15 protein-coding genes are annotated in these 14,391 nt (G+C 37.7%); 3 read left to right on the top strand and 12 right to left on the bottom strand.

What is annotated here, in order from left to right; genetic code table 11:
* Positions 1 to 313 precede the first annotated feature (313 nt).
* The 4 genes from DVW83_RS04970 to gloA2 all read right to left on the bottom strand — a co-directional run bounded on the left by DVW83_RS04970 (position 314) and on the right by gloA2 (position 2,186).
* On the bottom strand, positions 314 to 880 hold the full coding sequence (locus DVW83_RS04970) for a GNAT family N-acetyltransferase (RefSeq protein ID WP_104661330.1): 567 nt from the start codon (positions 878 to 880) through the stop codon (positions 314 to 316).
* Positions 881 to 934: 54 nt separating this feature from the next.
* Complete coding sequence (locus DVW83_RS04975; protein WP_104661329.1) at positions 935 to 1,114, bottom strand: hypothetical protein; 180 nt, start codon at positions 1,112 to 1,114, stop codon at positions 935 to 937.
* An 80-nt stretch (positions 1,115 to 1,194) separates the two neighbouring features.
* Positions 1,195 to 1,713: a hypothetical protein gene (locus DVW83_RS04980; protein WP_104661328.1), complete on the bottom strand. Its 519-nt coding sequence runs from the start codon at positions 1,711 to 1,713 to the stop codon at positions 1,195 to 1,197.
* Between the two features lie 92 nt (positions 1,714 to 1,805).
* Positions 1,806 to 2,186: an SMU1112c/YaeR family gloxylase I-like metalloprotein gene (gene gloA2, locus DVW83_RS04985; protein ID WP_104661327.1), complete on the bottom strand. Its 381-nt coding sequence runs from the start codon at positions 2,184 to 2,186 to the stop codon at positions 1,806 to 1,808.
* A 279-nt stretch (positions 2,187 to 2,465) separates the two neighbouring features.
* On the opposite strand from gloA2, the gene pnuC reads away from it, so the two are divergent.
* Complete coding sequence (gene pnuC / locus DVW83_RS04990) at positions 2,466 to 3,209, top strand: nicotinamide riboside transporter PnuC (RefSeq protein WP_104661326.1); 744 nt, start codon at positions 2,466 to 2,468, stop codon at positions 3,207 to 3,209.
* Positions 3,210 to 3,401: 192 nt separating this feature from the next.
* On the opposite strand, the gene DVW83_RS04995 is transcribed toward pnuC, so the two are convergent.
* The 4 genes from DVW83_RS04995 to DVW83_RS05010 form a co-directional block, all read right to left on the bottom strand.
* A complete protein-coding gene (locus DVW83_RS04995; RefSeq protein WP_104661325.1) occupies positions 3,402 to 4,697 on the bottom strand; it encodes a hypothetical protein in 1,296 nt (431 codons plus the stop codon).
* A gap of 77 nt (positions 4,698 to 4,774) precedes the next feature.
* Complete coding sequence (gene pcp, locus DVW83_RS05000) at positions 4,775 to 5,419, bottom strand: pyroglutamyl-peptidase I (RefSeq protein ID WP_104661324.1); 645 nt, start codon at positions 5,417 to 5,419, stop codon at positions 4,775 to 4,777.
* A gap of 52 nt (positions 5,420 to 5,471) precedes the next feature.
* Complete coding sequence (locus tag DVW83_RS05005; protein ID WP_104661323.1) at positions 5,472 to 6,416, bottom strand: DUF979 domain-containing protein; 945 nt, start codon at positions 6,414 to 6,416, stop codon at positions 5,472 to 5,474.
* Between the two features lies 1 nt (position 6,417).
* Positions 6,418 to 7,104: a DUF969 domain-containing protein gene (locus tag DVW83_RS05010; protein WP_005877274.1), complete on the bottom strand. Its 687-nt coding sequence runs from the start codon at positions 7,102 to 7,104 to the stop codon at positions 6,418 to 6,420.
* 354 nt (positions 7,105 to 7,458) lie between these two features.
* Between DVW83_RS05010 and DVW83_RS05015 the strand changes: the two genes are divergently transcribed.
* Positions 7,459 to 7,779, top strand: coding sequence for a DMT family transporter (locus DVW83_RS05015; RefSeq protein WP_104661322.1), 321 nt, complete (start codon positions 7,459 to 7,461; stop codon positions 7,777 to 7,779).
* Between the two features lie 320 nt (positions 7,780 to 8,099).
* Here DVW83_RS05015 and DVW83_RS05020 read toward each other — a convergent pair whose 3' ends face one another.
* Positions 8,100 to 9,524 (bottom strand): basic amino acid/polyamine antiporter, encoded by a 1,425-nt coding sequence (locus tag DVW83_RS05020; RefSeq protein WP_104662165.1) that lies wholly within the window; start codon positions 9,522 to 9,524, stop codon positions 8,100 to 8,102.
* 210 nt (positions 9,525 to 9,734) lie between these two features.
* Here DVW83_RS05020 and nrdI point away from each other — a divergent pair, with 210 nt between their 5' ends.
* Positions 9,735 to 10,196 (top strand): class Ib ribonucleoside-diphosphate reductase assembly flavoprotein NrdI, encoded by a 462-nt coding sequence (gene nrdI, locus DVW83_RS05025; RefSeq protein WP_104662164.1) that lies wholly within the window; start codon positions 9,735 to 9,737, stop codon positions 10,194 to 10,196.
* 97 nt (positions 10,197 to 10,293) lie between these two features.
* Here the strand turns inward: nrdI and DVW83_RS05030 are convergent, their stop codons facing one another.
* Genes DVW83_RS05030 through DVW83_RS05040 form a run of 3 tightly spaced genes read right to left on the bottom strand, consistent with a single transcriptional unit; the run spans position 10,294 to position 14,260 of the window.
* Complete coding sequence (locus DVW83_RS05030) at positions 10,294 to 12,282, bottom strand: glucose PTS transporter subunit IIA (protein ID WP_104661791.1); 1,989 nt, start codon at positions 12,280 to 12,282, stop codon at positions 10,294 to 10,296.
* A gap of 13 nt (positions 12,283 to 12,295) precedes the next feature.
* Entirely contained in the window at positions 12,296 to 13,192 is an 897-nt protein-coding gene (gene murQ, locus DVW83_RS05035) for an N-acetylmuramic acid 6-phosphate etherase (protein ID WP_104661790.1), read from the bottom strand.
* Positions 13,193 to 14,260 carry a DUF871 domain-containing protein gene (locus tag DVW83_RS05040; RefSeq protein ID WP_104661789.1) on the bottom strand — a complete coding sequence of 356 codons (1,068 nt, stop codon included), beginning with the start codon at positions 14,258 to 14,260 and terminating at the stop codon, positions 13,193 to 13,195.
* Between the last annotated feature and the right edge of the window lie 131 nt (positions 14,261 to 14,391).

Here is a 14,391-nt window from a genome sequence, read left to right on the forward strand (position 1 = left end):
TTGTGGTTAAAAACATTGTACCGTAAAAGGGCTGTTACATGGCCTTTTATCTTTTACACAATTATATGGACTTTATCTAAAACATTTGAAGTGATTTTCATAAATTCTTTAACTATTAAAATATGATGTTAACGGCTATAAAATAGGGATTTATAATAAATAAAATAAAAAATGCAACAGCTTTTTTCAATATATTTACATAAAAAAAAGATCGGAAACTGTATTTTTCCGCTCAAAAACTTATTATATGATAATTGTTCCATTCTCCATTAGATAATTAAAAAATAACTATATTTATATAAAAAAAAACGCTTTAATCAAGCGTTTTCTGCATATGATCATATAGATGTCCGCTAATTATCCGTTGACCGACTACATTAAACCCGTGACGCTCATATAATTTTTTTGCCTTGGGATTTTGTTCATCAACACTCAGACCAATCACTTTTCTTTTTTCTTTTTCTGCTAATTTTGGTAAAGCAGAAAGTAATTTAGAACCAATTCCATGTCCTCTAAATTCCTCAGAGACAGAGATTGAGTCTAAGTACCATTCATTCGGAAATGTTTCTTGATCGATAAATAGCTGCTCTGTCTCTTCGATCCCATATTTTTTGAGGATTTTTTCTAGCGGCTTGTCAATAAATGGTTCATCTGCATCTGTGTACCCATAGGCAACTCCAGCTACTTTCCCATCTAATTCTTCGACGATCCCTCTCGTATAACTATAACGATAAGTAGGATCAGTGATTGCTTCCTCTAGGATTTCGAGGGTCTTCGCAGTCCCATATTTTTGTAAAAATGGCAGTTCCATATCATTCAAAATAACTAATATCAGAGGTGCGATTTCGTGTGCATCTTCTTTTTTTGCAAAACGTATCATCTATTTCTCTCCTTTTTTTCATTTTATCATACTGAAAAATAAAGAGCAAAGTTGTTATTTTAAATAATCTTCAATTTTTTGTGTCACAAAATAACCATGTGTAACGATTCGTGCAGCTTCTGTACGGCAATACGGGCAAACAACAGGCATCTCTTTATCTTGATGTTCGACAACATTATTGACTTCTTCATAGGCAAATTTCTTTCCACAATTTGGACATTTCAATTTTTCCATAATTGAACGACTTCCTTTCATTCCTTTACATAAATAGCTTACTCTCATATCAAAAAAAAGAGAAGTGATAACACTTCTCTTTACGCTCTAATCAACAACCGGTGTGTTCGTTCATTATCCAACAAATCAACTTCATAATAGAGCTTGCTATTTTTGATCAAAAGCTGCCAGTCTTTTGCCTTTGCTCTTTTTTTCCCGCATTGCTTCAATGCTTCTTTCATCGCGGCTTGCGGTGTTTTAACACTAGAAACTGCATCTATATCAAAGGTAATGTAGGACCTTTTTTCGTTTTTTTCTACTGGATTTATCTCTGTTTTACCCGTTGTTGGGTCGATCACTACAACTTGATCCTGATAGATGAATAGATATTCAAAGGTGTTATTTGTTTGATTTTTTACATTTTTTTTGGTAATAAATTGGATAGCATCTACTTTTTCTTGATGTGCTTCCTCCTTAAAAATCGTTGTCGCCTTTTTCAATGAGATACGATAATCCTGTTCACTGATATCATCATAGCTAAATGTCGCATCCAACAATCCTAAAGACGCTGTGATGCTGATAATTACAATAATAGCTAAACTAAAAATCACTTTTTTCATCACTTATCTCCTGTTTCTTTTTTTTCAGGATAACAGGATTTTTTCGAAAGAAAAATCGAATGAGTTAAAAAAAAAGTGACATTTTTGTTACATCACTCATGTAATTCTAATGGCAAGCCATCTGGATCAAAGAAAAAAGTCATTTTCTTTCCAGTAAACGTATCCTCTCTTATGGGTTCGGTTTCGATCCCTTTTTCATTGAGTTCCTTGATTGTCTGTTCGATGTTCTCTACTTTAAAAGCTAAATGCCTCAATCCACATGCTTCTGGATAGTTGGGGCGTTTTGGCGCATCGGCCATCCCAAAAATTTCCAGTTCTGCTTCGCCAAGTTTCAAATCCAATTTATGATCATTGCGTTCCGGCCGATAATTTTCCCGAATAATAGCAAAACCTAATTTATTAACATAAAAATCACGTGATTTTTGATAATCCGATACAATTATTGCTACATGATGAATAACAGAAAACTTCATACTACTTCTCCTTTTCACTGGTTATTCTTTTATTTTACTCGTTTTGTTCTCAGAAAACAAAAAAACGGCGGAAGCAGAAGCAACTACTTCTGTCCCGACCTCGTCTTTTCATTCTATAAATGTAAAGTTCTTGATATTCTCAAGAAAACAAGCAATTGTTATCATAACACAGATTATTTTTAATTGAAAGACTAGATTTTTTTTTAGAAAAGAATACAATAAGTTGTGTTTCAAAAATTAAAAAACACTACATTTAGTGTTTAAAGGAGTTTTATATAGATGAAATCATATTTTCGTTTTTTAGCACATCAGCTAAAGGGCTGGCCACAACAAAATTATTATTTATTCTTTTTTAGTCTTGGTTGTCAAATCATGACACTAGTCAACAACCCAATCACTTGGCTATCTATTGTTGCCTTTATTGGAACAAATCTTGGTGTATTGTGTATTTTATCGATCAATGCAGCCAAATCTGTTAATGGTATTTTAGGTATATTATCTGCTATTTGCTTTATTATTGTCGGGTTTTCCGCCAAAAATTACTTAAGCATCGGCGAACAGATAGCCTATATGATTACTTTAGACATCCCAGTATTACTAAGTAAAGAATGGAATCATAACATGGCATCAAAAATCCGAAAATTTACAGGAAAAATTTGGTTCATTGCAATCATCGCTACCATCATCGTTTATTTCGTTTCTGGTTTCTTGATTGGCACATACACAGATGATCCGCGCCCATGGGTGGATGCAATTGCTTTTTCAATCAGTTTATCTGCTGGTGTCATTAGCTTCTTACGTTACAACAATCAATACTATTGGTGGTTGGCTTCTGGATTAGCTCAAATGGTTCTATGGTATATCTCTTTTACCCATGGTTCTGCAAGTCTAGCAATGTTCGTCAATAGTTCTGTATACTTATTGAATGATGTACTTGCTTTCACAGTTTCTCCTTGGTATAACCAAAAGGAACGTGAACGGATGCAAAAAATGGAAGAGGACTATTACTCTCAACACGCTTAATACTTCCTCTTGAGAAAAGATATTCCTAAAAAATGCGGTAAACCATGGCTTAGAAATTTTTCTAGCCTTGGTTACCGCATTTTTTTGATTTGTTGCTCACACTTTCCCTTTTTGAGATACTCAAATGGGAATCTTCGCAATTCATTGTTTCCAATTTGAAATTCTGATTTTTTGCAATGTCATACTGTTCTTTTATAGTAACTCTTTTAGCAATCGTCTTATTTCGGCCTTATCAGGCCGAGCCACGCGTTCGATTCTTCGATAGTAGTGTAATGCTTCTTGTTGCTCATCTGATAACTGGTAGCCTTCTCGCTCTAGGTGCTTCAAAACTGGCATTGTTCCTTTTTCCTTTACCGATTGTGCTAGTTCCTCCCACTTTTTTTTGGACACGATTTTGGGCCCTGGTACTGTTCCTTTCTGTAACTCATGGGATTTTTGTTTTTTCTCTTTTCGTAATACCTTCAAAAAACCATTACGCATCACTCGTGGAATACTATCAAAAAAACCTTCTGAAAAACCATAGCGTATATACTGTTCCCAGATAAACAAATAGATTGCTGGCTGGATAAAGCGTTGATCATGAGCCAATCTCTCGATTTCGGTCTTTTGTTGCCTTCCTACCATTTGCTTTGTTTTTCGCAAAGCTGTAATAAATGCCTCAAAAAAGGCAATAGATTGTTTCTTTCCGCCTTCGATTGAAATAGATGCCCAATCCTTTTGTAAAAAGATTTTATATTGATGGAGAAATGCTTCAACATCTTTTTCCAATGCATCAGAGAAGTCATCAAATAGTTCTTTTTTCACGTGAAATGTTTTTGTACTACCTGTAATTTGTTTTTCGATCTGTTTGATTTCATGGCTCAATGCTTGATGATCTGCAATATAAATAGGCATTTTAGCCAAACGGAAGTCTGCTAGTCGTTTAGTTAGCTTTTCATCTGGAAGATAAGGATTCTTCAATTTACGATTTTGGTAGAGCATAAAGCAATATTCTTGCCATAAATCTTCTGGGAACTCAATGTTTTGCTGTTTCAGCCATAAAAGTTCGTCTAATGCTAGATCGACCTTGGTCATTCCTTGGTTGATAGACGTAGCAATCTGTGGACTTACATGGAGATGTTCAGCAAAATGATTGATCCCCAATTTCAGCTGTTTTCCAGTCTTCGGTGATTTGACGACATACTGTACTTTCAGTTCTCTTCCACAATCACAATACAATTTTTGCTGCCTTCTTTGGGTTCGAAAAAAAGGATTGATCTTAAAATCTTCAAACACCCAATCTGTCGCTGCCAAATAGTTTTCTTCCATGAAGCGCGAATTGATCAGATAACGTCGATGCTGATCGACTAACTTTCTTTGGTCTTTTGTCAGTTTTTCATAGATTTCCCATCTTTGATTACTGGTATATTGTTTCGATATCTTGATGGGATAAGTCTTATTGATTTCTCTAGGGTACCATTCTTGAAGTACTTGTTGCCATTCTTTCACTACTTATTGTTTCCTCTCAAAAAAACAATCGACTGATAGATATCGTTTATCTACCAGCCGATGTTATCTTCTCTTTATTAATGAGTAGTTCCTGCGTTACCAGAAATATCCTCTTTATTTGTAACAGCGGCTTCCACAGCATACGTAAGTGAAGCAGCAATATCATCTAGTGACATCGACGGTGTGCCGACTGGGCGATCAATCACTTGATCTGGTGAAAATGGCACATGAACGAATCCCCCGCGGATCGTTGGAAATTTTGTATTGATTAAATGAAGGAGACGATACATGATATCATTGCAGACAAAGGTTCCTGCTGTATAAGAAATATAAGCTGGAAGTCCATGATCATGAACGTTTTTCGTCATCGCTTTGATTGGCAATAAAGTGAAATAAGCTGCTGGTCCGTCTGGCTCCAATGCTGTATCAAATGGTTGGTTTCCTTCATTGTCTTCGATCCTAGCTTCTGCTAAGTTGATCGCAACACGTTCAAAAGAAACAGCTGAACGACCTCCCGCTTGCCCGACACAAATAACGATTTCTGGTTGATGTTTTTTGATTGCTTCTTCTACCACTTGGCCGCTTTTAGCAAAAACAGTCGGTACTTCAACTTTAATGATTTTCGCGCCTGCGATTTCATCAGGCATTTTTTTCACTGCTTCATAAGCTGGGTTGACTTTATCTCCACCAAATGGATCAAAACCTGTTACTAATACTTTCATCTTACATTCCTCCGTTATTGTTAATGGACTACTACTTATTATAAAGTTTATGCTATTTAAATACAATCATATACACGATTTGGAAAACTAACATAAAGATAGCCACAAACAATTGATTCTTGATTACGCCATATTTATCTTTCATTTCTAACATTGCGACTGGCACGATGTTGAAGTTCGCAGCCATCGGTGTCAATAATGTGCCACAGAACCCACATGTTAAAGCAACCATTCCGATCAATGCTGGATTTGCTCCTTGACTGAATACAAATGGTGCTCCGATTCCGACTGTCATTACCGTAATTGCTGCAAAAGCATTTCCCATGATGATCGTAAAGATAACCATCCCTAATGCATAGATGATGATTCCAACATCTACATTTCCTTCTGGGACGATCGTACCTACAGCATTAGAAATCACAGTACCAACACCAGCGCTAGTGAAGACAGCACCTAAAGAAGCTAACAACATTGGCAGCATACTTAATGGTCCTACTGTTCCTAACATGTCTGCTGCATCATCTAAGAAAGTTGTTGGACGATTGTCTCTTGAGAAAAACATCAAGATGAGCATAGCTGCAAACACACCGACACCGACACCGACTAACGCTCCAAGTTTGGTGAATAAGGCAAATAAAATCGCAAACACACCGATACTCAATGCAGGAATAAAGATTTTCATCCCTAATTTATCTGACATTTTTTCCATATATTGCTTTGAAGGTAAACGACTTTCACCTTTACTTACTTTTTGCGCAATTGCTGGAATCGTCATAGCAAAGATCAAGATCCCATTGACAAGTGCAGGTATCCAACGTCCACCGGCAATGACTACACCTAAAATTATCCAGAAAAATGCGGAACCATAACGATGTGGGTTGCTTTTATCGTTGATATTTCTGATTCCTGTATAAATAAGGACTAGACCCATGATAATATATAATACTTCTAATAATTTATCTCCCAATAAAATTTCAGAACTTGTAAAAAAGCTCATTTTATTGCCCCTTTCCTGAATAATATTTCTTCGCTATTTTTTTCTCTTTTAGATAGAAGTAACCACTCGCAACCACTAATGCAACGATCGCTACTGGTATTTCAACTAAAGCTAATTGTCCTAATGTGACTTCATAACCTAGATCTTTCAATGTAGATTGAACAAGCAATGCACCTGCTCCCCCTACAAACAGTACTTGACCAAAGAACCAGCAAATATTTTCCATTGCAGAAGACATCCCTTTTAATTCTTCTTCGTGTCTTGGATCGATTTCTAATCCTTTTGATTCAACTGTCCCTAAAGCCATCGGCATGATGATTGGTCGAACAAAACCTGCCACCCCACCAAAGCTGACATTGAATGCGGCAAAAATCATTCGAAATACACCGTAGATGTCGATGATCATTCCTGCCGATACTTTTCTGAAACGTTTGATTAAAGAAGCGGCTGATTCTTTCAGACCATTTCTTTCTAGTGTTCCTGTAGCAAGCATGATAATAATAAAAATCGCCATTCCTCGATTGTTGACAAAACTTGTCCCTAATGTTTCAAGCATGCCACCTATTCCTAGACCTCCTGTCAGCGCCGTTACAACTAGCGCCACCATTACGATCAAGATTGAGTCTAATTTAAGGGCAAAACCGACAATCACGATCAATACTCCTAAAAGACTAAGATAGTTCTCCATATGTTTTCCTCCCCCAAGATTACAAGATGTTTTTTTATTATAAATCAAAAAGCAATGAAAATATAGTCAAAATCCACTTATTTTTGTGAAAATTCAGTCAATTCCATTGAAATCTGCTTTTTTTATTGGTTATTCTAAATTTCTTATTTTCCTATAATGACTCTTTCCAAACAATTTTCTATGCTTATCCTGTCTGTTTTTTTACTTATAGTAATCAAAAAACAAAAATGTGGTATACTATAGCTACAAAAATAAATACACAACTGCCACCGGGTAGTATAAAAGAGGAAAAGCATTCCATTAGGTCTTTGAAGGAATGTTTCTCCTCTTTTTTTGTAGAAGGAGGAATGACTTATGGCATGGATCGAATTGATTTTTGCGGGTCTCTTGGAAGTTTTTTGGTCAACGATGATGAAGTGGAGTGAGGGCTTCTCTAAATTAAATTATTCTCTTTATACAGTTCTCGGTATGATTGCTAGTTTTTATTTCCTATCAAAAGCAATCAAGACTTTACCTATGAGTTTGTCTTACCCCATTTGGACAGGTATCGGTGCGCTTGGTTCAGTCATCGTAGGAGTTGGGTTGTTCCATGACAAATTAACTCCGCAAACCTGGTTCTTTGTGGGGTTATTATTGATCAGCATTATAGGAATAAAGTTGACAAGTGGCCATTGATCCCTTCGAAGCAAGCATACGTTGATCGGGCGTACACAGGATAAAAGAGAAGCTATGTTCCAACTACTTAAACGTTAGTCGATACATCACTGACGTTTGATACACAAAAAATCCAAACATGCTGAGGAGGTTGAGACAAAAGTCGTTTATGTTTGAGAAATTGAAAAGAAAAACGAACAATACGCTGTTTGTATTGCTCGCTTTTCTTTAAATTTCCGAAAAACCTGACTTTTGGACGCCGTTTATTCGAGCTTCTGTAGCAAACCCAATTTTTAGATTTATCCTACATTCTAGATTGTTTGGATTTTTTCTTTTATTTTTTAAACATGTAATATCCCTGTCGCAAACAAGACAGAAGCGATTAAACCAATCATTGTGACGACGATCAATAAAATCCTGTCCAAATGGAGATGTGGTATCGGTTCATTCTGTTCTTTTCTCGCCCTCAGGTAAAAAACGATACCTGGCAAGAATAAAACTAAGACCAACATCACTTCATTGAATGCTACAACAAGCATGGCCCAGACCTGAAACGCCGTAGCTAAACAGCCTACCAGAAATTGAACCCATTCTTTTCTTTGATAAGAGAGTTTCATTTGATATAACCCTAAGAATAACCAAGTAAAGAAGATTGCGGCTGTACCTAGCGTATACGCAAAATTATACGCGCTGTCTGTAAATAATAAAGAGAGCAAGAAAATATTCGTACAGATAGTCGTTAAAATGATCGCGTATGTCGGTGCGCCTTTTTTGTTCACTTTTCCCCAACGTTTTGGCAATAATCCATCATCCGCCATGTTTCGCATGGTTTCAATCGGTAAGATCGTCCAAGACAGCCAAACTCCGACTAACGAAATGATCAAGCCTCCATTGATCAGAACAGCTCCCCATTTTCCTACCATCATTTCAAAGACATACCCCATTGCTGGCTGTGTATCGATTCCTTGTAATTCTTGCATCGACATCGTGCCATACGGAAGCATTGAAACAAGGACATATACAATGATCAATCCGAAAATCCCCAGAATCGTTGCTTTTCCGACATCTGATTTCTTTTTAGCACGGGAACCCACGACTGAGGCCCCTTCAATCCCAACAAACACCCACAACATCACCATGATACAGCTCAATACCTGACTTGAAAAAGGAATTGGTTGCCCATTGGCATTCAAAATGATCTCGCTCGAAAAATTATCTATAAACTGTTGGATTGAAAACGTGCTGATGGCAACAACAATAAACAAGAACAATGGAACAAGTTTGCAGATTGTGACAATAGCATTTACATAACTGGCATTTTCGACTCCTCGATTGACTAGCCACGCATACCCCCAAAGAAGGATCGTACTCATAATAATCGATGCAACATTTTGCCCGCCGTCAAAGACAGGAAAAAAGTAGCCTAGCGCGCTCATCAATAGTGTAGCAAAAGCCACATTGCCTAGCCAACACGTCAGCCAATAACCCCAGCCACTGATAAAACCTGCGAAACGACCAAAACCTGCTTCTGCATAGCTGAAGATTCCACCCTTTAGTTCTGGACGCTTTTTATTGATATTATTAATTGATAACGAGAGCATCATCATCGCCATACCCACAAGTACCCAACTGAAAATAGCGGGACCTCCAGCCGATCCTGAGATGTCCGTCATGATACCAAATACGCCACCTCCGATCGCTGACCCAATTACTAAGGCCGCTAATGGAACCAATCCAATTCCTTTGTTCTGTCGCTCTGTATCCATTTAAACATCCTCCAAAATTAAAGCGCTTTTAGCAAAAGTATAGCAAAACTTCGTCTAATTTACTTTATTTATAAAAATTCTAATAGAAAAATAATTGTAACGATTCTTTTCTAATTATACAAGGAATTTGAACATTCATCGACTCAAAACCCTTTCACAAAAAGTACCAAAAAGATGCTATACTATACAGGAATGATTGGAGGAAATGGCATGAAAATTTTGTATCTATCCATCTCTGGAAATACACGTGCATTTGCTAAACATATAGCGGAATATGCTGAAAATCAACACGCAGATAATCCTGAGATGCCGGGGATTTCATTAAAAGAAATCCATGAAAACAGTCCCTTTGAAAAAGAAAGCGAACCTTTCTTTACTTTTGTTCCTACCTATTTAGATGGCGGGAACGGCCTGGACAACGGAGACACTGAGATCTTGACTGAAACGTTGCGTGAATATCTTGAATATGAAGAAAACCACACACTTTGTCTTGGTGTCGTTGGAAGTGGTAACAAAAACTTTAACAACCAGTACTGCTTGACCGCCAAACAGTACGCAAGAAAATTCGGCTTCCCATTTCTTGCCGACTATGAATTACGAGGTACTCCTACAGATGTGGCAAATGTATATGCTATATTAGCTAAAACTTTTTCTGCATATAACGCAAAGTAGTCCTCTTAACAATAGAGTGAATAATCGTAAAAACTACCGCCCTTGATTGTTAGAAATTTATTCTGACAATCAAGGGCGGTAGTTTACTTTTTGTTTTCTATGCCTTTGTTTCGACATCCATCACTTGTGTTTTTGCTTTTGCTTTACCCGTTTTTTCAAGAACAAAATTTGCAACACGATCCATATTTGTAACAAGTACCATCATCGATGTTTCTTTTCCAGCTGATTTAATTGCTGCCAAATCCACATCCGCAACTAATGTATCTGAAGTCACTTGCTGTCCTTCTACAACTTTTAGATCAAAAGGTTTGCCACCGAGATCAACTGTATTGATTCCCATATGGAGCAAGATCTCCAAGCCATTTGCTGTCGTAATGCCGATCGCGTGTTTTGTTGGGAAAACTGAGCTGACCTTCCCTGTGACAGGAGAATAGATTTGTCCATTTACAGGTTCAACGAAGTAGCCTTCCCCCATCATTTTTTGTGAAAACACAGGATCACTTGCATTTTCAAGAGGTTCAACAGTTCCATCCGCAACTGCTGTCAATGTGATTTCACTTGCACCCATGTTCGTTGCACCGACAGTTGGTGCAACATGTTCATTGATGATCGTTTCTTCTGCAAGAGCTTCTTTTTCCAATTGTTCTTTAGGGATGCCAAAGAAGAAAGTTGCTAAAAATCCACCTGCATAAGCAGCTAATAACCCTAAGACATACCCATACCATTTTCCATCAGAAATCAATGGAATCAATGCAGCTCCAGAAGGTCCGATCGCAATGGCACCGACATTTCCGATCATTCCGATCACAGCACCACCGATACCTCCACCAATACAGGCAGTGATAAATGGTCGGCCTAATGGTAATGTTACCCCATAGATCAATGGTTCACCAATCCCTAAAATTCCAACAGGTAATGCCCCTTTGATCATTTCAGTTAATTCTTTGTCTTTTTTGCAGCGAACCCATAAAGCCAATGCTGCACCGACTTGTCCTGCACCAGCCATTGCTAAAATAGGTAATAAAAGTGTTTTACCGGTTTCATCAATCATTTGTACATGGATAGGCGTTAAAATTTGATGCAATCCAAACATAACCATTGGTAAGAAAAGTGTTCCTAATACGAAACCTGAAAAGGCACCCCCGACACCTAGCACCCAGTTGATACCGCCTACCATACCGTCTGAAATAAATCCAGCTAGTGGCATGATCAAGAAAATTTCTACTAATCCGATCACGATCAATGACAGTGTTGGTGTGACGATGATATCGACTGAGTCAGGAACTACTTTATGCAATTTCTTTTCTACGATCGACAATAACCATACTGCAAAGATAACTCCTAGGATTCCCCCTTGACCTGCTGCCAACGGATCACCTGTAAATAAGTTTTTAAGAGGTGCTTCTGGGTTCATCCCAGTAAGCATAACAACCGCACCGATTACACCACCAAGCGTTGGTGTTGCGCCAAATACTTGGGCCGCATTGATACCCGTGTAGATAACTAGATAACTAAACATTCCGTTTTTCAGAATATTCATGATGTCGATGTATTGTTGCCATGTCGCAGCATCTAACGTACCAGCTGTCACTAAGTTAGCTAAGACTGCTGCAATCCCTGCAACAATCCCTGTTCCTACGAATGCAGGAATCATTGGTACAAAAATATTAGAGATATCTTTCAAGATTGATTTTATTTTAGAAGGTTTCTGTTTTGATTTTTGGGCTGCCTTCATTGCTTGAGCGCGTTCATTCACTAATGCTTTTCCAGATGCATCCGTGCTAGTAGATTTAGGTGTACCAGAAGAAATTTTTTCACCTAATTTCACTCCGGCTTGATCAACCATTACTTGAGCGACTTTATTGACTTTTCCAGGACCGATAATGACTTGCAACTGCTCGTCTTCTACTACACCTAGAACGCCAGGTATCGCTTTCAATTCATCAACATCGACTGATGCATCGTCGATGATCTTCATGCGTACACGAGTCATACAATGAACAATGCTTTCCACATTGTTCATTCCACCTACTCCAGCATAAATCCGTGAAGCTAATTCTTCTAAAGTCAATTCCTCTTTTGCCATGTGTTTTTCCCCCTTATAAGGTACCTTTTACAAACCCATTTGCGTCAACCAATTTTTCTTGTGCTGTTTTCTTGTCACTGTCTGTTAAAATCATAACGATGGCTAATTTGACATTTTGTTCTGCTTCATTAAAATACTTCTCTGCCGTTTCATAGTCAACGTCTGTTGCTTGCATAATGATTCGTTTTGATCGTTCTACTAATTTTTCGTTGGTTGGTTTAACATCGACCATCAAATTATTGAATACTTTACCAATACCGATCATGCTGATTGTTGAGATCATATTTAAAATCAATTTTTGAGCTGTTCCTGACTTCAAACGAGTAGAACCGGTCAAAAATTCTGGCCCAGCGTCCACTTCAATCGGAAAATCTGCGTGCTTACTGATTTCTGCATCTTTGTTGCACGAAATCGTCGCTGTTTTGGCACCAATCGAGCGTGCATAATCAAGACCGCCAATAACATAAGGTGTCCGTCCACTTGCAGCGATACCTACCACCATATCGTTTTCTGTCAGATGTAAGTTGATCAAATCTTCTCTTCCTAACTCAAGAGAATCTTCTGCTCCTTCAACAGCCACTGTCATTGCTGCTTCTCCACCAGCGATCAGCCCAACGACCATCTCAGGCTCTACGCCAAATGTCGGAACACATTCTGCTGCATCTAAGACCCCTAATCTTCCACTTGTACCAGCACCCATGTAAATCAAGCGACCGCCTTTTTTGAATGATTCGATTGTTTGTTCGATCACTGGTTCGATATTGCATAACTCCTTTGATACTGCTTGTGCTACTTTTTGATCTTCTTGGTTCATCAAATTGACAGCTTGCGTGATACTCATTTCATCAAGTCCAAATGTTTGTTCATTTCTACGTTCAGTTGTTAAATTTTCTAAATTGATTGTATTCATCTAATTTGCCTTCTTTTCTTTTTGGATTAGTTTAAAATTTACTCCTGCATGTATTTGCTCAAGTAACGGTAATTCTTCTTCAATGACTTGCGCTACCCGATTGACTTTTTCATCTGCAGGTAGGTCTCGTTTCGTGATCTGGATTTCACCCATATATCGACAGTATTTCTCATTATCTAAAGTGACCGATCCTTTTTTTCGTTCATTCGTATCACGAGCTGGAATGTACGGGATTTCTCTAAAACGTGCATCAGCACTTCTGAGAACATCTCTTGCATCATCTTGGCGATTAGTATGATTTCCTAAAATGTATTCATAAAACTCATGATCAATTACATCTACATGCAATAAAATGCTTTGTTCTTGCTGATAAATCAAAAACTGCTCGCGCACTTCTTCTGACAAACCACCATCACCGATATAAACCAGATCTGTTTGACAAGCGGCTAACTCAATGGCTGCTGCTAAAGGATGGATATTCCGATGTTTTTCAAGTGTTGGCAATCCTTGATAGACTGGCCCACGTAAATCTTTATCGCCTGGAACAAATCCTTGGATCGTGAAGCTCTGTTCTTTTAGCCAGCGGTTTTTCTTCACATACCACTGATAGTCAAGCCCTGTCTCAGGACGTGGATAATAATTGTGCCATGCCTCAAGCTGAGTAAAATCGGCTTTAGCTTCTTCTAATTCCTGGACATCTTGAGGTGTTATCGTACTGGCATTCAAACTGATTTTGATCTGATGAGACCAGTCAGCGATTTGTTGATTCGAAATGTGATAGTCCATTCGTAAACCGGTTACACCAATCTGTTTTAGCGGTTTCAAATCTTCAAAAGAAAAACCTGCACGACTTAAAGCATCTCCTGAAATATCAACCATTAAATCAAGCTGATGTTTTTTTGCACATTCTCCCAGTGCCATCAAACGCTTCTTATAGGCCATGGGATCATCTTCGGGAATATGCATAGACGTGAAGATCCCTTGAAATCCACTGTCTGCCATTTGTTTGATATATGCTTTCTTTTCTTCAGTCAAAGGTTCATTCATAAAAATCGAAAATCCAAACATTTTTCTCCCCCATTTGTGTATCCGCCTTCATTTCTATGAACAGAGTATAACTCTAATGAAATGAAATTTCAATATTTTTATAAAAATATATTAATTTTATTTCTGAAAAGGTTTTTTTGATGTGATTTTGA

Origin of the sequence: Enterococcus sp. VV15, from assembly GCF_005236045.1 — a bacterium.
GTDB lineage: Bacteria > Bacillota > Bacilli > Lactobacillales > Enterococcaceae > Enterococcus_B > Enterococcus_B durans.